Annotated in this window: 22 protein-coding genes; 18 read left to right on the top strand and 4 right to left on the bottom strand. The window is 71.3% G+C overall.

Annotated features, from left to right (window positions below; all coding sequences use genetic code 11):
• Positions 1-10: 10 nt before the first annotated feature.
• The 12 genes from ACYVF7_RS31195 (at position 11) to ACYVF7_RS31140 (ending at position 9,157) form a co-directional block, all read left to right on the top strand.
• Positions 11-250 (top strand): 3-oxoacyl-[acyl-carrier-protein] synthase III C-terminal domain-containing protein, encoded by a 240-nt coding sequence (locus tag ACYVF7_RS31195; RefSeq protein WP_460347781.1) that lies wholly within the window; start codon positions 11-13, stop codon positions 248-250.
• 128 nt (positions 251-378) lie between these two features.
• On the top strand, positions 379-1,635 hold the full coding sequence (locus tag ACYVF7_RS31190) for a preATP grasp domain-containing protein (protein WP_460347779.1): 1,257 nt from the start codon (positions 379-381) through the stop codon (positions 1,633-1,635).
• Positions 1,632-2,948, top strand: a complete 1,317-nt coding sequence (locus ACYVF7_RS31185) for a type III PLP-dependent enzyme (protein WP_460347777.1) — start codon at positions 1,632-1,634, stop codon at positions 2,946-2,948. Before ACYVF7_RS31190 ends, ACYVF7_RS31185 begins: the two co-directional genes overlap by 4 nt.
• Positions 2,945-3,217 carry an acyl carrier protein gene (locus ACYVF7_RS31180; RefSeq protein ID WP_460347775.1) on the top strand — a complete coding sequence of 91 codons (273 nt, stop codon included), beginning with the start codon at positions 2,945-2,947 and terminating at the stop codon, positions 3,215-3,217. Before ACYVF7_RS31185 ends, ACYVF7_RS31180 begins: the two co-directional genes overlap by 4 nt.
• 9 nt (positions 3,218-3,226) lie before the next feature.
• Complete coding sequence (locus ACYVF7_RS31175) at positions 3,227-4,081, top strand: hypothetical protein (RefSeq protein ID WP_460347773.1); 855 nt, start codon at positions 3,227-3,229, stop codon at positions 4,079-4,081.
• The gene (locus tag ACYVF7_RS31170) at positions 4,078-4,638 is read left to right on the top strand and encodes a hypothetical protein (protein WP_460347771.1); all 561 of its coding nucleotides are present in this window, start codon (positions 4,078-4,080) and stop codon (positions 4,636-4,638) included. The genes ACYVF7_RS31175 and ACYVF7_RS31170 overlap by 4 nt, the downstream gene beginning before the upstream one ends.
• Positions 4,635-5,867: an acyl-CoA dehydrogenase family protein gene (locus ACYVF7_RS31165; RefSeq protein WP_460347769.1), complete on the top strand. Its 1,233-nt coding sequence runs from the start codon at positions 4,635-4,637 to the stop codon at positions 5,865-5,867. Before ACYVF7_RS31170 ends, ACYVF7_RS31165 begins: the two co-directional genes overlap by 4 nt.
• Positions 5,867-6,238 carry a holo-ACP synthase gene (locus ACYVF7_RS31160; protein ID WP_460347767.1) on the top strand — a complete coding sequence of 124 codons (372 nt, stop codon included), beginning with the start codon at positions 5,867-5,869 and terminating at the stop codon, positions 6,236-6,238. Before ACYVF7_RS31165 ends, ACYVF7_RS31160 begins: the two co-directional genes overlap by 1 nt.
• A 23-nt stretch (positions 6,239-6,261) precedes the next feature.
• Positions 6,262-7,212: an ATP-binding cassette domain-containing protein gene (locus ACYVF7_RS31155; RefSeq protein ID WP_460358184.1), complete on the top strand. Its 951-nt coding sequence runs from the start codon at positions 6,262-6,264 to the stop codon at positions 7,210-7,212.
• A 39-nt stretch (positions 7,213-7,251) separates the two neighbouring features.
• The gene (locus ACYVF7_RS31150) at positions 7,252-8,019 is read left to right on the top strand and encodes an ABC transporter permease (protein WP_460347765.1); all 768 of its coding nucleotides are present in this window, start codon (positions 7,252-7,254) and stop codon (positions 8,017-8,019) included.
• 91 nt (positions 8,020-8,110) lie between these two features.
• Complete coding sequence (locus ACYVF7_RS31145) at positions 8,111-8,608, top strand: MarR family transcriptional regulator (RefSeq protein ID WP_460347764.1); 498 nt, start codon at positions 8,111-8,113, stop codon at positions 8,606-8,608.
• A gap of 27 nt (positions 8,609-8,635) precedes the next feature.
• Positions 8,636-9,157 carry a hypothetical protein gene (locus ACYVF7_RS31140; protein WP_460347763.1) on the top strand — a complete coding sequence of 174 codons (522 nt, stop codon included), beginning with the start codon at positions 8,636-8,638 and terminating at the stop codon, positions 9,155-9,157.
• A gap of 26 nt (positions 9,158-9,183) precedes the next feature.
• On the opposite strand, the gene ACYVF7_RS31135 is transcribed toward ACYVF7_RS31140, so the two are convergent.
• The gene (locus ACYVF7_RS31135; protein ID WP_460347761.1) at positions 9,184-9,864 is read right to left on the bottom strand and encodes a TioE family transcriptional regulator; all 681 of its coding nucleotides are present in this window, start codon (positions 9,862-9,864) and stop codon (positions 9,184-9,186) included.
• A 90-nt stretch (positions 9,865-9,954) separates the two neighbouring features.
• Between ACYVF7_RS31135 and ACYVF7_RS31130 the strand changes: the two genes are divergently transcribed.
• A complete protein-coding gene (locus ACYVF7_RS31130) occupies positions 9,955-11,121 on the top strand; it encodes an erythromycin esterase family protein (RefSeq protein WP_460347759.1) in 1,167 nt (388 codons plus the stop codon).
• 96 nt (positions 11,122-11,217) lie between these two features.
• On the opposite strand, the gene ACYVF7_RS31125 is transcribed toward ACYVF7_RS31130, so the two are convergent.
• Complete coding sequence (locus ACYVF7_RS31125) at positions 11,218-12,000, bottom strand: SAM-dependent methyltransferase (protein WP_460347757.1); 783 nt, start codon at positions 11,998-12,000, stop codon at positions 11,218-11,220.
• A gap of 146 nt (positions 12,001-12,146) precedes the next feature.
• Between ACYVF7_RS31125 and ACYVF7_RS31120 the strand changes: the two genes are divergently transcribed.
• Both ACYVF7_RS31120 and ACYVF7_RS31115 read left to right on the top strand, forming a co-directional pair.
• A complete protein-coding gene (locus ACYVF7_RS31120) occupies positions 12,147-12,671 on the top strand; it encodes an ArsR family transcriptional regulator (protein ID WP_460347755.1) in 525 nt (174 codons plus the stop codon).
• Positions 12,672-12,694: 23 nt separating this feature from the next.
• Positions 12,695-13,552 (top strand): M23 family metallopeptidase, encoded by an 858-nt coding sequence (locus tag ACYVF7_RS31115; protein ID WP_460347753.1) that lies wholly within the window; start codon positions 12,695-12,697, stop codon positions 13,550-13,552.
• 209 nt (positions 13,553-13,761) lie between these two features.
• Here the strand turns inward: ACYVF7_RS31115 and ACYVF7_RS31110 are convergent, their stop codons facing one another.
• On the bottom strand, positions 13,762-14,562 hold the full coding sequence (locus tag ACYVF7_RS31110; protein ID WP_460347751.1) for a class I SAM-dependent methyltransferase: 801 nt from the start codon (positions 14,560-14,562) through the stop codon (positions 13,762-13,764).
• Positions 14,563-14,728: 166 nt separating this feature from the next.
• On the opposite strand from ACYVF7_RS31110, the gene ACYVF7_RS31105 reads away from it, so the two are divergent.
• Together ACYVF7_RS31105 and ACYVF7_RS31100 are read left to right on the top strand one after the other, a co-directional pair.
• On the top strand, positions 14,729-15,046 hold the full coding sequence (locus ACYVF7_RS31105; protein ID WP_460347749.1) for an ArsR/SmtB family transcription factor: 318 nt from the start codon (positions 14,729-14,731) through the stop codon (positions 15,044-15,046).
• Positions 15,043-15,981: an SRPBCC family protein gene (locus ACYVF7_RS31100; protein ID WP_460347747.1), complete on the top strand. Its 939-nt coding sequence runs from the start codon at positions 15,043-15,045 to the stop codon at positions 15,979-15,981. Before ACYVF7_RS31105 ends, ACYVF7_RS31100 begins: the two co-directional genes overlap by 4 nt.
• On the opposite strand, the gene ACYVF7_RS31095 is transcribed toward ACYVF7_RS31100, so the two are convergent.
• On the bottom strand, positions 15,954-16,601 hold the full coding sequence (locus ACYVF7_RS31095; RefSeq protein WP_460347745.1) for a spermine/spermidine synthase domain-containing protein: 648 nt from the start codon (positions 16,599-16,601) through the stop codon (positions 15,954-15,956). The two genes, ACYVF7_RS31100 and ACYVF7_RS31095, sit on opposite strands and share 28 nt — an antisense overlap.
• A gap of 517 nt (positions 16,602-17,118) precedes the next feature.
• On the opposite strand from ACYVF7_RS31095, the gene ACYVF7_RS31090 reads away from it, so the two are divergent.
• Positions 17,119-17,313, top strand: a complete 195-nt coding sequence (locus ACYVF7_RS31090; protein WP_460347743.1) for a CsbD family protein — start codon at positions 17,119-17,121, stop codon at positions 17,311-17,313.
• The last annotated feature ends 175 nt before the right edge of the window (positions 17,314-17,488 follow it).

The following is a 17,488-nucleotide window of genomic DNA, read 5'->3' as shown; positions in this document are numbered from 1 at the left end:
GGAAATAACGATGATCGTGCCGCACAACGTGAACAAGTCATCCTGGCGGAGCGTAATCCGGGAGCTGGGCTTCGACGGCGATCGAATATACCTCGAAAACGTACCCAGGTACGGCCATTGTTTCGGGTCGGACCCATTCATCAACCTCGCCAGTATGCGGGACGAGGGCCGGCTGCGCGATGACGGCGTCTATCTGCTCGCCGCCGTCGGCCTGGGCGCGACGTACGCCGCGATGGTGATCGGCGGATAGGGGGCACGCGATGACACGTGGGAGCACGGACTACCTCCGGCGGCTGAAGGCCGCGTTGACCGGGGATCCGGCCACGCCGCTGGCGTTCCTGTGCAACTTCGAGGTGGAGACCCAGTGGGCTCGACACCATGTCGGCCTGCCCAGCGCCGGCGGCGGCGCCCACGGCCGTGGTCCGGCGTATGGAGGAGCTCGGCGTCCTGCTCGCCGGGCCTGACGACCATATCGTCGCCAAATACGCGCCGGATCCGGGATACCTCCGCTACCTCGACGGAGATCTCGGCATCGGCCTCCCTGCGGTGCTCGTGCCGGAGAGGACGGCCGAGGGCAGGTCCACTGCGGAGGATCTGCTGGATTCGCCGCGCGCGCTCGATCGGCTGACCCGTCTCGGCCGGCGGGGGACCCGGCTCATGCCGATGGGGACCTCGGAGTACGAGGAGAAGCTGGCGGTCGCCGCCCAGGTGCGGCTGGCCGTGCCGGACGCGGCGACGTTCGAGAGCGTCAACAGCAAGATCTACAGCCGCCGCGTCACCGAGGAGCTCGGGCTGCCCGCCGTGCCCGGATGGTGCTGCGAGACGCTCGGCGAGCTGCGGCACGCGCTCACCCAGGCCGCCGGCGTCCAGGGACCGGTGGTGGTCAAGGACGCCTACGGAGTCTCCGGCAAAGGGCTGGTCGTGCTCGACTCCGTGGCGAAGACCGACCGGCTGTCGCGCATGCTGGAGCGGCGTGCGGCGCGTACCGGCGACGACCGCCTCGCGCTGGTGGTCGAGCACTGGATCCCCAGGCGCTTCGATCTGAACTACCAGATCACCATCGATCGCCGCGGCGACGTGCGGCTCGACTTCGTCAAGCAGGCGCTGACCGAGCGCGGCGTTCACCAAGGGCACCTCATGCCCGCCGACCTCGGCGCCGACCAGCACGCACTGCTGCGCCACGCCGCCGCGGAGGTGGGCGGCCGGCTGGCTGCCGACGGGTTCTTCGGGGTGGCGGGCATCGACGCGATTGTCGCGACCGACGGACGGCTCTATCCCGTCCTCGAGATCAACGCCAGGTTCAACATGTCGACCTATCAAGGCGGGATGACCGAGCTGTTCCACCGCCCCGGCCACATCGCCCTCGCCCGGCACTACCCGGTGCGATCCACGGCGCCGATCGTCTTCGACGACGTGCGCCGGGTCCTTGGCACGTTGCTGTCCCCGGCGCCCGGCGCCCGGGTCATCGTCACCTGCTTCGGCACCGTCAACGCCGGTGCCGGTGACGGCCCGCCGCCGTACGCGGGTCGGCTCTACACCCTGCTCACCGCTCCTGACCACGACCGGCTGGCGGCGCTCGACGGGGCCGCTCGGGCCGCCCTCGCCGGTGTGATACAGCCCAGGGAGGGCGCATGACCGACGCGTACACCGTGCAGGGCATCCCGGTCGCCGATCTCGCCGACCGGTTCGGCACCCCCGTGTACATCTACGACGCGGAGGTGCTGGCCGACGCCTACACGGCGCTCCGGCGACGCCTTCACCCGGCCATCGACATCTTCTATTCGATGAAGGCCAACCCGAACGTCAGCGTCTGCGCCGTCCTGCGATCGCTCGGTGCCGGCTTCGAAGTGTCCTCCCTGGCGGAGCTCGCCACGGCACGGTGGGCCGGCGGGGACCCGGCCGACGTCATCTTCCTCGGGCCGGGAAAGTCCGAGGACGAACTGCGGGCCTGCCTGAAGTACGGGATCGCGGCCGTCGTCTGCGAATCGCTCGACGAGCTGGCCACGCTCGACCGGCTCAGCCGGCCGGGGACCCGTGTCATGCTGCGGGTCAATCCGGCGTTCACCACCAAGGGCGCCCGCCTGTCCATGGGCGGAAAGCCCCGGCAGTTCGGCATCGATCACGAGCTGCTGCTGCGCAGCGGCCCCGCTCTGCGCGCGCTGCGCAACGTGCGCGTCACCGGAGTACACGCCTACATGGGCACCCGCATCCTCGACGCGGACGGCATCGTTCAGAACACCGCCGGCATTCTCGCCGCCGCGCGTGAGCTGAGCGCCGAGCTCGGCTTCCCGCTCGAGACCGTCGACATCGGCGGTGGCCTCGGCATCGCGTACTTCGAGAACGAGAAGGACCTCGACCTCGATCGGCTGGCCGAGGGGGTCAACGCGGTCGTCGCGGAGTTCGTGGCGGACCACCCGGGCTGCCGGGTGATCATGGAACTCGGCCGGTACCTGGCGGGCCGCTGCGGTACGTACGTCGTCCGGGCCCGGTACGTGAAGTGCTCCAAGGGGGAGTGGTTCGCCGTCACCGACGGCGGGATGAACCACCACATGGCCGCCGTGGGGGTGGGCAGCTTCGTCAAGCGGAACTTCCCCATCCACTCGATCGACCGCCCCGGCGAGCTCGCCGACCGCCGGTACACCGTCACCGGCCCGCTGTGTACGCCGGACGACGTGCTCGCCCGCCGGGTGGCCCTGCCGGAGGTACGACCGGGCGACCTGATCGCTGTCGAACGCTCGGGCGCCTACGGGCCGACCTCGTCACCGGTGCTGTTCCTCAGCCACGGCTACCCGGCCGAGGTCCTCGTCTCACGCGCCACCGCACATCTCGTGCGGCGCCGCGACACCGTCGACGACCTGCTGGACAGGCAGGTCCTCGTCGACCCGCCGGATCCGGCCGGCAGGCCCACGAGTGCAGGTCTCAGAGTGAGAAGGGAAACCGGGCAATGAACCGATCCGAGATCGTCGCAGGCGTCGTCCGATCCATCGCCGAGGTCCTCCAGCGGGAGGTGCCCGACGCGACGGAGGACACCCGGCTGTTCGACGACCTCCAACTGGACTCCACGTCGATCCTCGAGCTGCTCATGGCCGTGGAGGACACGATGGAGATCGAGATCGACCCCGACGGCCTGGAGATGGACAGCTTCCGCACCATCGGCACCCTGGTCGACTATCTCCAGGAGCTCGCGGACCCGGTCGTCACCGGAAACGCCGGCTGAAGAACGGCCATGGCCCTGTCATTGGAAACCGCGGTCGCTCACCTGCCGCGGGCCACCCATCCGTGCCACTTCGAACCCGACATCGCCGAGTTCAACCAGAGCGTGCTCGCCCCGCATGGGATGCGTCTGGATCCGTCCTGGGCGGCCGGTGGGAGCAACCTGACCTTCCTCGAGCTCGCCGAGGGAGTGCTGCGGGCGGCCCCCGGTCCGCTGCCCGCTCCGGACCTGCTGATCGCCGCCTACGCGCTTCCCGACCCGCACGGCGTGGAGAAGACCCTGGCGGCACACGTCAGCCACGTGCTCGGTGGCCGGCCCATGAGTTTCGCGGTCTCCGAACAGGGACTCGGCGCCCCGTTCACGGCATTACGGATCGCCGACGCCTACCTGCGGTCCGGTCGCTGCCGCAGCGTCGCCCTGCTGATCCTCGAACAGGCGACGTTCCCCTACCCGGAGCCGTTCGTCCAGGACGGCGACCTCGTGGACTCGGCGGTGCTGCTGGTACTCGGACCCGCCGGCCGCTGGGAACTCGCCGGGGTCGGCTCGGCGGGTCCGCACTCCGAACTCGCCGCCCTGCTCGACGAGCCGCCAGGCCTGTCGTGGGACCGGCACCCCGGCGACCGGCTGGTGGTGACCGGTCCATGGGCCGGCTCCGTCGATGTCAGGCCGGCCGGAGCGAAGGTCCACCAGGCGCCTCCCGGCTCCTACTGCACCGGTGTCTGGCTGGAGCTCGCCAGGCACCACGCGGAGTGGGCCGACACCTACCGGACGATCGTGCTCGGGGACACCGACCCGCGTACGGGAGCCGGCCACGTCGCCGCGTTCACCCGTCGCGAGCCCCGTGCCAGGCCGGGAGAGCACCGATGACCGGCGGCTTCGGGACCTACCCGGCCATGCTCGACGCCCTGCACGCCGACGTGGCGTCCGGTCGTTTCGTCGCCTCGCCGTCCGGATGCGTCCTCGCGTCAGCGGAGGCGCTCGGCGCGGCCGTGCCGCAACAGCTGACCCGCCTCGGGCTCGCGTGCGTGGCCGCGCCCGCCGCCAGCGCCCGCGACGACGTGAGGGCCGACCGGTTCGCCGAGGGGCTGCTCACGCTGCAGTGCGCGATTCTCCGCCGGACGCTGGAGCACACGATCGTGCGCCTGGGCGAACGAACCAGCGAAGGCACCAGCCTGCTGACGCGGCCGCAGCTGCAGGCCGATCTGGCCGATGTCGCGATGGAGCTGCAGGAGGCCGCGGCGGGGGAGGCCTGCCATCACGTCCGCTGGGCCCGCCACATGCGCCTGACCCATGCTGGACGGGTCCTGCTCCGCCTCCTCGGCGGATACAGCATGCTCATCGAGGGGCCGGGCGCCGATCTGTATCTGGCCGAGGTCGTGGGAAACGTCTACCTCCAACCGGAGGCGGACGGAGATGGGCGATGACGATGTCTGAGCCCGGCCGGAGGGCACCGTCGAACGTGAGCGGCGAGCGGATGGGCTCGCTCGAACACTACTTCCGGGAGGTCGCGCGGGATCTGCGCGCACCGGGCGCCGTCCTCGACGCCGATCCGGACGCCATCTCCCGGTTCCTGCATCTTCCCGCGGTCCGCCTCCAGCAGCACATGCTCACCCCGACCCGGTTCGCCGACCAGCACGACCTCCTGCCGCGTTTCGTGCCCACCGAGGCCTCGTGCGCGGAGTGGGTGCTCGCGGCGGAGTGGCTCGCCCATGGCGATCCGGGCATGACGCTGGCCAGCCCCGGACCCGCCCTGTCGACCGTGGTCCTGCGGGCTCTGGCCGACGACGCGCAGCAGAACTGGTTCTTCACCAGGACCGCCGACTGGCCCACGTGGACCTTCTTCGCCCTGACCGAACCCGCGAAGGGCTCGGCCGCGACCGAGCTCACGACCCGTCTCAGCGCCGCCCCCTGCGGCGACGGCTGGGTGCTGACCGGCGAGAAGACGTACATCGGCAACGGTGCGCACGCGAAGCTCGGCGTGGTGTTCTGCCGACGGGCCCCGGGACCATGGGGGATCGAGGCCGTCATGGTGGACACCGGCGATCCCGGCTTCCATGCCGAACCGCTCCCGCTCATCGGGTTGCGCGGCGCGCGGATCAGCCGCTTGCGCTTCGACGGCATGTACATCCCGCCCGAGCGGATCCTCGGCCGCGACCTGCCGCGCAGCCGGCGCGGACTGCAGGGAGCGCTGCAGGCCATGGTGTGGTTCCGGCCCAGTGTGGCGGCGTTCGCCCTGGGCGCCGGCCGAGCGGCCTGCGACTACGTGCTGGAGCAGCGTCCCGCACTCGCGGGCGCGGACCGTGCCCAGGTCGACGGCCTGATCGACCGGTCGCACCGGCTGCGCCGTCTCCTCCACGACGTCGCGGCCGAGATCGACGCCGGTTCGCCCAACACGTTCCGGGTCAGTGGCGTCAAGCTGCGCGCCGCGCACCTCGCCGAGGACGCCACCCTGCTGGCCGCTCGGCTGCTCGGCCCGGCATCGCTGATCGAGCATCCATGGCTGGACAAGCTGTACCGGGATGTCCGCGCGTTCGAGTTCATGGAGGGGACCGGGAACATCCACCGCCGCGGCGTCTTCCAGGGGCTGCTGAGAGACGACTATTTCACGCCGCGGGACGCCGGTCCCGTACCCGCCGACGAGGGAGCGATCTGATGCGCGTGGGTGTCGACCTGATGTCCATCGGCGAGCTGGACCGGCTGCGCGCGCGTCGCTGGTTCGACGGCTACGCGTTCGCCCCGGCGGAACTCGCGGCTGCCGAAGGCCTGTCCGACGCGCGCAGGCGAGAGTTCCTGGCCGGCCGGTTCGCCGCCAAGGAGGCGGTTCTCAAGGCGTTCCGGATGGGGTTGTTCCAGGGCATCGCACCGCGCGAGATCGTGGTCGCCCGCGCCTCCTCCGGCGCCCCCGAGGTCACGTTGCACGGCGCCGCCCGTACGGCCGCCGACGCCGTCGGCGTCCGCCACGTCGACGTCTCCATAACACACAAAGGTGACCTGGTCGTCGCGGTGGCGGCGGGCTGGTCATGAGCACGTGAGGAGCGGCCGTGCCCATCATCCAGGCCATCGGACTGACCCGTACGTTCACGGTCGGCGGCCGGGCCGTCGAGGCGGTCCGCGGCGTCGACTTCGAGGTGCGTCCCGGTGAGATCATCGGTTTCCTGGGGCCGAACGGCGCCGGAAAGACCACCACGCTGCGCATCCTGACGACGCTGCTCAAGCCCACGTCGGGCCGGGCGACCGTCGTCGGCATCGACGTGAACGCCGACCCCGCCGGGGTCCGCCGGCGCATCGGCTATGTGGCGCAGTCCGGCGGCACCGACGGCAACTGCCGGGTGGCCGAGGAACTGATCCTGCAGGCGAGACTGTACGGAATCGCGAAACAGGACGCGTCGCGCCGTGTCGCGGACCTGTGTGACCGTCTCGACCTGGCAGGGCTCGCGGACCGGCCGATCAGAACGCTGTCGGGCGGCCAGCGTCGGCGCACCGACATCGCCCTCGGCATCGTCCACGAACCGTCGCTGGTCTTCCTGGACGAACCGTCCGTCGGCCTGGATCCACAGAGCCGCAGCGACCTATGGACGCACATCCGCCGCCTGCGGGACGAGCTCGGCACGACGGTCTTCCTGACCACGCATTACCTCGACGAGGCCGACACGCTCTGCGACCGGATCCTGGTGATGAACCACGGACGCGTCATCGCGGAGGGCACCCCCGACGCCCTCAAGCGCCGGATCTCCGGCGACGTGGTCAGCCTGACGATCGGCGGCGACGCCGACCGCGCGAAGGCGCTGCTCGCCGAGTGCCCCGGCCTGGAGGAGATCGCCGTATCCGGGCAGGCCGTACGGCTGACCGCGCGCGGCGGTGAGCAGGCACTCGCCTGGTTGCTGCGGACGGCGGACCACGCGGACCTCGACCTGCGAGCCATCAACATCGCCCGGCCGACGCTGGACGACGTCTTCCTCGCCCTGACCGGATCCTCGCTCCGCGAGAACCGCTCGTGACCTCGGCGCGGCGGCGTCCCCGACCGTAGAGGAGCCCTGATGTCCGTCATCCCCGCGAGCCTGCTGATCTTCATGCGACAGATGCGGCTGTCGCTGCGCTCCCCGGCGTGGCCGATCATCGGCTTGACCCAGCCGGCGCTCTACCTGGCATTCCTCGGCCCGCTCCTGGTCAAAGCGGCCGGGTCCGGGGTCGACGGCCTGCCGGCCGGAGCCGCGTGGCGCTTCTTCGTGCCCGGCCTGCTGATCCAGCTCGGCCTGTTCGGCCCCTTGTTCTCCGGACTGTCCATCATCGCCGACCTGCGATCGGGAGTGTTCGAGCGGATGCGGGTCACTCCGGTGAGCCGGTTCGCCCTGCTGGCCGGCCGGGTGTTGCGCGACACCGTGGTCCTGCTCGTCCAGGCGGCCGTTCTGCTCGCCGTGGCATGCGCGTTCGGTCTGCGCGCGCCTGTCTTCGGCGTCCTCCTGATGTTCGTCTTCGTCGCGGTCCTCGCGATCGGGCTGTCCGCCCTGTCGCACGGGCTCGGCCTGCTCGTGCGCAACGAGGAGTCGTTCACTCCGCTGCTCAACGCGGCGGCCGTCCCGCTGATGCTCCTGTCCGGCATCCTGCTCCCGATGAGCCTGGCACCGCGATGGCTGGACGGCCTCTCCCGGCTCACTCCGTTCCGTTACATCGTCGACGGCATGCGTACCGCCCTGTACGGCGACTACACCGGTTCGGCCGTCATGACGGGCGCCGGAGTCGCCATCGTCGCCGCCGCGGGCTGCCTGGTGCTCGGCGCCCGCCTCTTCGCCAGGAGGCACGCATGAACACGTCGACCGGCCTGTGACGCGGCGCTACCATTGCCGGGAGACCATCAAATACGTGACACGTATCATATCCGGTTAGGAGCATATGACCATGGCGTCCACGACGCGCCAGGACGCCGGCTCAGCGCGGGATCGGCGGCGTACGACCGCCACGATCAAAGAGTCCCTGCGCGAGTTGGTCATTCAACTCTCGCTGCTCAACCACCAGATCTGCGACCACGTCGAGATGAAAGACGTCGACCTGTACTGCCTCGACCTGCTCAACCGGCACGGGCCGATGAGCCCCAGCACCCTCGCCCGCCGCGCCGGCCTGCACCCGGCGACGATGACCGGCATCCTGGACCGCCTCCAGCGCGGCGGCTGGGCCGTCCGGCAACGCGACCCGGACGCCGTCGACCGCCGCGCCGTCACCGTGTACCCCCTGCGCGACCGCAACCCCGAGCTGTACGAGCTCTACTCCGGGATGAGCACCTCGATGGACGGGATCTGCGCGGACTTCAGCGACGGCGAGCTCCAGACGCTCGCCGACTTCCTGCGCCGCACCATCGACGCCGGGCAGCACGCGACCGAGCAACTGGCCAACGACTGACGCCGACACCGCTGCTCGGAGCGATCGATGCCCATCTTCACCAAGCGCCGGAAGGTCCGGCTCTCGCAGCACCATGAGGTCGACAGTCCTCACGGGCCACTACGGATCAGTCATGACCGCTGGCCGTCGGTCCTGGCGCTCGTGGACGGGCCGGGGATCCCCGCCGTCACGGTGCTGCCCGGCCGCGGGATGAGCATGAACGGTCAGCGGATGCCCGCCCGGCAGGGCACACGCCGCGGCTGGGACCCGCGCCGCAAGGCGCGCACCTGCACCGTTCTGGCGGGCGATCGCGGCTATGAGCTGCGGCCTACCGGCCTGCTGCGGGCACGACTGCTTCGTGACGGCGCGCCCATCGCCACCGTACGGGGCCGCCTGGCCGACTACTCGCCCTTCCGGAACATCCCCGGCATCGACGCCCGCCTGTCCTGGTCGGACGGCGTCGATCCGACCGACGTCGCCATCGGCCAGGCCATGGTGGTCGCCTTCGGCGCTGGTGCCCCGGGCGCTCTGGCTCGGCTGGTCTTCTTCTGGCTCGACTGGATCAGCTGAGGTCGAGCGGCGGTCTCAGCGCGCGGTCACCCGCGGGCGCGGAGGTAGGCGTCCAGATCGGCGGCGCCCGTGAGCATGGCGCGGCCCCGGGCGGACAGGCGGGTCTGCCAGTCGCGCAGGGTCGACTCCAGCGGGGCGACGCCTCCGGCGGAGCGAACCTGGGCGATCAGCGGGGCGATCTGCTCCAGCAGGTAGCCGCCCCGTCTGAGCTGGTGGGCCAGCCGGACGTCCCGTACGTCGGCCGCGCTGTAGACCCGGTAGCCCGTCTGCGGATCGCGGCGCGGCCGGACCAGCCCGGCGTTCTCCCATTTGCGCAGGGTGGCCGGGCGGAGGCCGAGCCGTCTGGCCAGGGGGCCGATGAACGTGTCGCCGCGCTCCTGCGGCACGGGCGCCAGATCGCGGAGCGCGGCTTCGACGGCCTGGAGGGTGCGGCGGTCGTCGAGGAGCTGGCCGTGGCTCTCGTCGACGAGCCGTAGCGCTTCCTCGGTGGCGCCCCGGTTGACCGCCTGCATGATCGACGTGGCCGTCTGGTGACCGTGCCCGGGCACGAGGGCGAGGAACGCGCGCAGGGCTTGCGCGTGCAGCGGCGTGTAGGTGCGGTAGCCGTGCACGGTGCGTTCGGCGGCGGGCAGGATGCCGGCGTCCTCGTAATTCCGGACCGCCTGAGTGGACAGGCCGTGCTCGCGCGCCAGGTCCACCGGCCTCATGGCTGCATCACCGATTGAAGGTCCATCGCGCTGAGAGGGGGATTTTCGCGAAAAAGTTTACACCGAAGGTTCAACGATACCGTCGAAGGCATGGATATCAGGGAAATGGCCCGGCCGCTCGATGGCGCGGGCATCTCGGCGTTCCTTCGGTCGCTTCCCGCCCGCCCCCTGCTGCTCGGCTTGGGCGAGGCCAGGCACTTCGTGGGAGAACTGGGCGAGGTGCGCAACGAGATCTTCCGGCACCTTGTCGAGAACGAGGGCTACCGGTCGTTCGCCATCGAGAGCGACTGCCTCATGGGCCTCGTGGTGGACGACCACATCACGACCGGCGCGGGCACGCTCGATGACGTCATGGAACGCGGCTTCAGCCACGACTTCGGCACCTCACCGGCCAACCGCGAGCTCGTACGCTGGATGCGGGCGTACAACGAGGAGCATGACGAGAAGATCCGGTTCTTCGGGTTCGACGGCCCTCTGGAGTATTGGGCGGCGAGCCCGCGCCAGGCGCTCACCGCCCTCCACGCCCTCCTCGACGGCCCGCTTCCCTGCACCCGGGAGGCCCTCGACACGCTGCTGGGCCCGGACGACCGGTGGTCGAACGAGGCCACGGCCATGGATCCGTCCCAGTCGATCGGCCAGTCCGCCGACGCCCAGCGGCTGCGACTGATCGCCGACGACCTGGTGGGGCTGCTCGACACGCAGGCGCCGCGGTTGAGCGCGGAGGACAGGGAGCGGGCGGAGCTGTACGGGCGCACCGCCATCGGCCTGCTCCGCTACCACTACTGGATGGCCGACGACTCCACGGGGCGGTGGGCCCGACTGTCGGCCCTGCGAGACGCGATGATGGCCGCCAACCTGCGTGCCATCGCCGAACGCGGCCCGGCCCTGGTCTTCGCCAGCAACCTCCACCTGCAGCGGAACAAGACCTTCATGTCGTTCGGCGACCACCAGCTGGAGTGGTGGAGCGCGGGGGCGATCGCCGCGACGCACCTGGGCGACCGGTACGCCTTCCTGGCCTCGGCCTTCGGCACGGTCGGCGATGACACCCCGGCACCGGACACCGTCGAGGGCATCCTGTCCACGCTTCCGTCGGACCACTCTGTCGTCGACGCCCGCCGCTTGGCCGAGGCCGTCACGAAGTCCGCCCCGCGCGTCTCCCGCGATTTCGCCTATTTCCCGCTGGACCCGGCCCAGCTCGACATGGTCGACGGCATCGTCTTTCTCAAGCAGGCGGTCAGGCTGGTCAAGCTGGGTTGACGGGCGCGTGCGTGTCAGCCGGGGCGTGATACGCACGCGCGTGAGGGAGCCGACCTGTGGGGCGGGGACCGGCCGGTTGCGGCGGAGGCAACCGCCTCACAGGCGCGCCACGCCGGCGAGTACCCGCAGCGGGCCAGGGGTCCGGGGATGTGCGGTCCGCCAGCGGGCGACGTCGACCAACCCCGGAGGGAACGGTGTCCGGCCGCGGAACGCCGCCTCGATCTCTTCGGGCGTGCGCGTGATGAGCGGTGACGGTGCGCCGGCGTAGGTCTGGTCGAGTCGCTCGCGGAACGCCGGGTCCATGTCCGCCGAGGTGGTGTGGGCGATCACCAGGTGGCTTCCGGGAGGCAGCGCTGCGATGAGGCGGTCGATGATGCCGCGCGGGTCGTCGGCGACGAAGTGCAGGACCGCCACGAGCAGCAGCGCGACGGGCCGATCGAGATCGAGGAGACTCCGCGCACGCTCGATGATCACCTCCGGCCGGCGTACGTCCCCGGGGAGGAAGACGGCGTTCGGATCGCCGTCGAGCAGGCGCTCCGCGTGGATCCGGACCGTGGGATCGTTGTCGACGTAGACGACCTGGGCGCGCGGGTTCGTCCGGCGGGCGACCTGGTGCACGTTGTCCGCCGTCGGCAGGCCCGCGCCGATGTCGAGGAACTGGTCGATCCCGGCCTCCTCGGCCAGGAACCGGACCGCGCGGATCAGGAAGCCGCGACTGTCCCTGGCGAGCTGCCGCGTCTCCGGTGCGACGCGCCACACCTCCTCCGCCGCCTGCCGGTCGACCTGGTAATTGACCGAACCGCCGAGCGCGTAGTCGTACACGCGTGCCGGGGAGGGGCGGGTGATGTCGACGCCGGGCGGCGCGGACTCGAGTGCCAAGGTTTGTCTCCTTATGGTGTGAAAAGTCTGACCATACGGTTCAAGATCACTGAATGTCTGCATCGGACCAGGCCGGGAGCCGCCTCGGCGCAGGCGAGAGATCGCGATAAATAGACGTAACTACGTTCTTGCGTAATAATCGGGCTATGAGTGAGGAGCGGCCGGACGAGTCTTCCCTGGTCGAGCGGCTGGCGCGGCTCGAGGAGCGCGTGGCCCGGCTCGAGGCGGGAGAGTCACGCGCCGAGCCGGTCGGCGTCCCCGCCGACGCGGGTGCGCTGTGGGCGCTGGCCGGACTGAAGGACCGCGTCGCGGCGCCAGGATCGGTGCTGTTCACCGGCACCGTCGACCTGCCCACCGGGGAGCACTACGAGTGGCAGGAGGGCAGGACCGCCGACGACCTGCTGGGAGCCGACTGGACACAGGGCACGGCCGCGCTCGCCGCGCTGGCGCATCCGGTCCGGCTGCTGCTTCTGCGCGAGATCCTTCTCGGCACCCGCACGACCGCCGCGCTGGGCGAGCACGAGCAACTCGGCACCAGCGGGCAGCTGTACCACCACCTGCGGCAACTGGTCGCGGCGGGCTGGCTGCGCGCCGAGAGTCGAGGCGAGTACGCCGTCCCCGGCGAACGCGTCGTGCCGCTGCTCGCTCTGCTTTTGGCGGCACGTCGATGAAGCCGATGACGAGGAGGACGCCGATGTCCAAGCGATGGGCGCGCACCGTGGCGCTCGGCAAGCTCCTGCCCCTACCCGGCACGGTCCTCATGCTTGTCGCGGCCTTCGGGGGCCTCGGCCCGCTGTGGCCGGTGGCCCTGGCCGTGTGGGTCGCCGGGGTGGCCGCCCTGTTCGTGCGGGTGCGCCACGCCGAGCACGAACCGGTCGTGGTGAGCCCGCCGGTGCGGGGGAGATGGGTCGCGGTCAACAGTCCCGCCGACCGGGTCCCGAGCCACGGCGTGCACGCCTACGGCCAGACGTACGCCATCGACCTGGTCCACCACCCCGACACCGAGCGGGAGTGGAAGGGCGTACGGGCCGCGTGGCCGCCGGCCCGCCGCCCCGAGAGCTTCCCCGGCTTCGGCCGGCCGGTGTTCGCACCGGTCGACGGCGTCGTGGTGCGAGTACGCCGCCGAAGCCGCGATCACTGGAGCCGCGACTCCGTGCCGGGGGTCATCTACCTCCTCGTCGAAGGCATGGTCCGGGAGCTGTTCGGACCGGGAAGACTCCTGGGCAACCACATCGTCATCGCGATGGACGGCGGCGGCTACGCGGCCCTGGCGCACCTGCGCCGCGGGTCGGCCCGGGTGACCGCCGGGCAACGCGTCACCGCCGGGGAGCAGATCGCCGAGTGCGGCAACTCGGGGAACTCCAGCGAGCCGCACGTCCACTTCCAGCTCATGGACGCCCCGCACCTCCTGGCCGCGGGCGGCGTGCCGTTCCGATTCGACCGCTTCGAGATCGACGGAGGCCCCGAGGCGGGGGTCCCCGGCGGGCGACGGCCTTTCACCGTGCCCTCGTCCGCTCCCGCCCCGGAGGCAGGAGCCGACCGGCTCGGCTGAATCGGCCGGCCGTCACCGGTCTCCGTCCGGCGGGGCTGAACCCGGTGGCCGTCGCCGGTCTCCGTCGGGCGGGGCTGAACCCGGTGGCCGTCGCCGGTCTCCGTCGGGCGGGGCCGAGCCGTGTGACGCCCGCCGCCCGAGGCGTGCCGCCGTCGCCGGTCCCCGCACCACCGGCCCGGCACACCGGGGAAGATCTGGGTGCGCTCGGCTCAGCGCACGCCGCGTGCCAGCAGCGCGTGCGCGGGCACGCGCACCGTTCCGTTCCCGGCGGCGTACGGGCGGAGGATGCGGTCGTAGGCGTCCTTGACCCGTGCGATGGTCGCCGGGTCCTGCCGCGTGAGGACGACGCCGTTCGACCCGACCCTGGCCATCGCCCCGGTCCGCCACCAGTCCTCCGGCTCGAACTCGAAGTCCCAGTCGAGCTCCTCGACCGACGCGTCGCGGAACACGTCGCCGACGAGAGCGCCGAAGGCCTCCGGCCGTCCGTACTCCATGAACGGGCCCACCGGAACATCGTCCGGCCAGGGGACGCCGACCTCGTCCATCGCGTCCCGGACGAGGGCGAGCACACCACTGCCGGGCATCGTCCAGCAGGTCAGCGCCAGGACGCCGCCGGTCCGCAGCACCCGGCGCAGCTCCGCGAGGGCAGTCGGCGGCTCGCCGACATGGTTGATCACGAAGTTGCCGACCACCGCGTCGAACGACGCGTCGCCGTAGGGCAGCTCGGGCAGGACGGCGACGCGTACCTCGGCCTCGGGCACGTTGCGGGCCGCGGTCTCCGCCATCTCCGGCTCGGCGTCCACGGCCGACACGCGCGCGCCCCGGCGCACCGCCGCGGCGGACACGGGACCGGGGCCGGTCCCCACGTCGAGTACCCGGTGGCCCGCCCGTACGCCGGCGGCGTCCAGCAGCCGCTCGACGGTGCACCCGGACAGCCGCGCGAAGCCTCGCTCGTACGCCTCGGCCCGTCCCGCCCACAGTTCGCGCTCGTACGCGTCGAAGGTCGTCATGTCCCGAAGCGTACGCACCGGCGGAGCCCACCACGGCACGCCGATCCTCGGCGGCGGCGCCGAGCGGTGTACCGACCCCCCGACCACGGCCGAGGAAGTGGCGGCCCACTGAGCGATCTCCCTGTATTCCTTGACGGTAATATGCATCTCTGGTTATGTTGCCTGGGTGACCACTACCTTCGACGTACTCGCGGAACCGGCCCGCCGTCGCATCCTCGATCTGCTGCTCGAGCGCCCGCGCCTGGTAAGCGAGCTGACCGAGCAGCTCGGCCTGACCCAGCCCGGCACTTCGAAGCACCTTCGGGTCCTGCGGGAGGCGGGCCTGGTCCGGGCGCGCCCCGAGGCGCAGCGGCGGTGGTACGAGCTCCGTCCCGAGCCGCTCGCCGAGATCGACGCCTGGCTGGCGCCCTACCGGAGGCTGTGGACGGACTCGCTCGACGCCCTGGAGCGTCACCTGGACACGATGGAGGACGACGAGACATGAATCCGACTCTGGACACCGCCGACGGCCGCAACGTCCTGCGGATCGAGCGCCGGTTCGCGCACCCGATGGAGAAGGTCTGGCGAGCACTGACCGACCCCGTTCACCTCGCCCACTGGTTCCCCTCGCCGGTGGAGGAGATCGACCTCCGGCCCGGCGGGAAGATCCGGTTCGCCGGGACGCATCCGGAGCTCCCGGTCGGCACGGGCGAGATCACGGAGTTCGATCCGCCACGCGTGCTCGCCTTCACCTGGTACGACGATCCGCTGCGCTGGGAGCTGCGCCCCGAAGGGCCGGGCTGCGTCTTCGTCCTCACCCACACCTTCGCAGACCGGCCCATGGCCGGCAGCTTCGCCGCCGGCTGGGACAGCTGCCTGTCGGCGCTCGAGTCGGCCCTGGACGGGAACCCGACGGAGCTGAAGCCGGCGCCCGACGGCTACGCAGGGCGGCACGACGCGTACGCGGAGGCGTTCGGCCTGGACGAAGGCGAGCTGAGCGAGGACGCCGACGGCTGGACCATCCGGTTCGAACGGAACATCCCGCATCCGATCGAGAAGGTCTGGCCGGCGCTCGTGGGGTCCGCAGCACCCGAGGCCGGTGGCTTCCCGCCTCCCGGGGCGGTCGTCGACGCGGTGCCCGCGGGCGAGGTGACGGCGGTCGCCGCTCCGGAGCTCCTGGAGTACGCCTGGCCGTCCGGCGGCGAGCCCCTCGGGCGGGTGCGCTGGGAGCTGACCGGGGGCCATCCGGCCGGCACCCGCGTGGTCCTCACCCAGACCGGCCCGGCGGGGGAGCGGGGTCGGTGCGCCGCGGCGCTGACCGCCTGGCACCTGCGGCTGGAGCTGCTGGCCGACCGGCTGCGGGACGCCGATCGCGCCGATCGCGGCGGGCGGGCCGCGGACCTTGAGCGGCGTTACGCGGCGCGCGTCGAGGCCAGGTAGACGACGTCGGGTTCGCCGCGGGCCACCTCGACCGGGCGAACGCCGACCTCGGCGAACCTCCGCCGCAGCCGGTCCTCGAACGCCGGGACCGCGGCGGCGCTCCACACCGCGAGGACGCCGCCGGGCCGCATCCGGCGGGCCAGCAGCTCCAGGCCCTCGTCCCCGTACAGCGCGGCGTTCGCCTCGCTGACCGTCCAGTCCGGCCCGTTGTCGATGTCCAGGCACAGCGCGTCGTACGCCTCGGGCGTCGCACGCAGCCAGGCGAGGAGGTCGGCGCACTCCACGCGGACACGCGGGTCGTCCAGCGCGCCTTCGGAGTAGGCGCGCAGCGGGCCGCCGTGCCAGTCGATCACCGCGGGCTCGCACTCGACGACGGTCACGCGGCGCGTGTACGGGGAGCGCAGCGCCTCGGCGAGGGAGAATCCGACGCCGAGCCCGCCGATGAGCACGTCGGCGGGCCGGGCCAGCCGGTCGAGCGCCGCACGGACCAGAAGTCGCTCCGACGCGCCGGCCCGGGTGTCCATCAGGAACACGCCGTTGCTGATGATCTCGTAGTGCTCGCCGTCGCCGCGCAGCACCAGCTCCCCGTGCGGGCCCCTCCGCTGATCGAGAACCTCCACGGGCCGCCAGCCTACCCCGTTCAAGATCGTCACCCGGCGCGAGCATCTGTGAATACTGGGTCACCGAGAGTGATTCTCGGAGGTCCAGTGGCCGAATAGGTCGTCTATGAAGGGGAATGACCAGCCCGTACAGCTTCGTACGGAAGGGGGAGCCGGTGGGTCTCCTGGACAAGCTGAAGGACCAGCCTGTCCGAAGAAAACCCCCAGGCCGAGCAGCCCAAGTCATACCAGCGCAGGTCAGGGGCGGGCGTGAAGTGTGGGTGGTTCCGGGCAAGTGCGGAGGCTGCCGGGAGCTTGGGGGGGTAACGCGTAACGGTTACATCGCTGGCATGTCGGCGGCTGACCAGGTAGGCCGAGTCATCACTGTGCGAGGCCTGCGGGGCGCTGGGGTAGGGCGGCGGTCTCGGCGTGTGGCTGAGGCGCGCACGGTCCGGCGTTGCGTCGGACTTCCGCCGGATCCTCCAGCGGCATCCCACTTGTGGCGACAAGCCGGGGCGACCAGGAAGGAGGGCTTGTGATGGGTTTCCTAGACAAGCTTCGGAATAAGGTGCAGAAGGCGAAGGGCCGCGGCAAGGAGGCGGCCGGTCGGTCCGCCGGCGACCCGTACCTCGAGGGCGAGGGGCGCAAGGACCGCATGGCGGGCGGCGCCAAGCAGGTCGGCGAGCAGGCCAAGGACGCCGCCAAGGAGGTCCGCCGCACCTTCGAACGGTAAGAGACAACCAGGCGAGGTCGCCGCCGGCATTCGGCGGCGACCTTCCCTGTTGAGAACACTCGGTACTCCGGCAAGGCCGCTGTGATCCTGTCGGAGCCGACCTACCGAGCACAGCAAAACCCCAGATCACGCCCTGCGACACGATATTCGGCACCTACACCGTCGGTGGGGCCGG

Source organism: Actinoallomurus acanthiterrae, from assembly GCF_054775715.1.
Note: the sequence above shows the minus strand (reverse complement) of the source record. Positions and strands in the feature narration are given on the sequence as shown.

What these genes read in the sequence shown, in the direction of transcription:
- ACYVF7_RS31195 (WP_460347781.1), top strand. Translation starts at nt 11, where the DNA reads ATGATCGTGCCGCACAACGTGAACAAGTCATCCTGGCGGAGCGTAATC.
- ACYVF7_RS31190 (WP_460347779.1), top strand. Translation starts at nt 379, where the DNA reads ATGTCGGCCTGCCCAGCGCCGGCGGCGGCGCCCACGGCCGTGGTCCGG.
- ACYVF7_RS31185 (WP_460347777.1), top strand. Translation starts at nt 1,632, where the DNA reads ATGACCGACGCGTACACCGTGCAGGGCATCCCGGTCGCCGATCTCGCC.
- ACYVF7_RS31180 (WP_460347775.1), top strand. Translation starts at nt 2,945, where the DNA reads ATGAACCGATCCGAGATCGTCGCAGGCGTCGTCCGATCCATCGCCGAG.
- ACYVF7_RS31175 (WP_460347773.1), top strand. Translation starts at nt 3,227, where the DNA reads ATGGCCCTGTCATTGGAAACCGCGGTCGCTCACCTGCCGCGGGCCACC.
- ACYVF7_RS31170 (WP_460347771.1), top strand. Translation starts at nt 4,078, where the DNA reads ATGACCGGCGGCTTCGGGACCTACCCGGCCATGCTCGACGCCCTGCAC.
- ACYVF7_RS31165 (WP_460347769.1), top strand. Translation starts at nt 4,635, where the DNA reads ATGACGATGTCTGAGCCCGGCCGGAGGGCACCGTCGAACGTGAGCGGC.
- ACYVF7_RS31160 (WP_460347767.1), top strand. Translation starts at nt 5,867, where the DNA reads ATGCGCGTGGGTGTCGACCTGATGTCCATCGGCGAGCTGGACCGGCTG.
- ACYVF7_RS31150 (WP_460347765.1), top strand. Translation starts at nt 7,252, where the DNA reads ATGTCCGTCATCCCCGCGAGCCTGCTGATCTTCATGCGACAGATGCGG.
- ACYVF7_RS31145 (WP_460347764.1), top strand. Translation starts at nt 8,111, where the DNA reads ATGGCGTCCACGACGCGCCAGGACGCCGGCTCAGCGCGGGATCGGCGG.
- ACYVF7_RS31140 (WP_460347763.1), top strand. Translation starts at nt 8,636, where the DNA reads ATGCCCATCTTCACCAAGCGCCGGAAGGTCCGGCTCTCGCAGCACCAT.
- ACYVF7_RS31135 (WP_460347761.1), bottom strand. Translation starts at nt 9,864, where the DNA reads ATGAGGCCGGTGGACCTGGCGCGCGAGCACGGCCTGTCCACTCAGGCG.
- ACYVF7_RS31130 (WP_460347759.1), top strand. Translation starts at nt 9,955, where the DNA reads ATGGATATCAGGGAAATGGCCCGGCCGCTCGATGGCGCGGGCATCTCG.
- ACYVF7_RS31120 (WP_460347755.1), top strand. Translation starts at nt 12,147, where the DNA reads ATGAGTGAGGAGCGGCCGGACGAGTCTTCCCTGGTCGAGCGGCTGGCG.
- ACYVF7_RS31115 (WP_460347753.1), top strand. Translation starts at nt 12,695, where the DNA reads ATGTCCAAGCGATGGGCGCGCACCGTGGCGCTCGGCAAGCTCCTGCCC.
- ACYVF7_RS31110 (WP_460347751.1), bottom strand. Translation starts at nt 14,562, where the DNA reads ATGACGACCTTCGACGCGTACGAGCGCGAACTGTGGGCGGGACGGGCC.
- ACYVF7_RS31100 (WP_460347747.1), top strand. Translation starts at nt 15,043, where the DNA reads ATGAATCCGACTCTGGACACCGCCGACGGCCGCAACGTCCTGCGGATC.
- ACYVF7_RS31090 (WP_460347743.1), top strand. Translation starts at nt 17,119, where the DNA reads ATGGGTTTCCTAGACAAGCTTCGGAATAAGGTGCAGAAGGCGAAGGGC.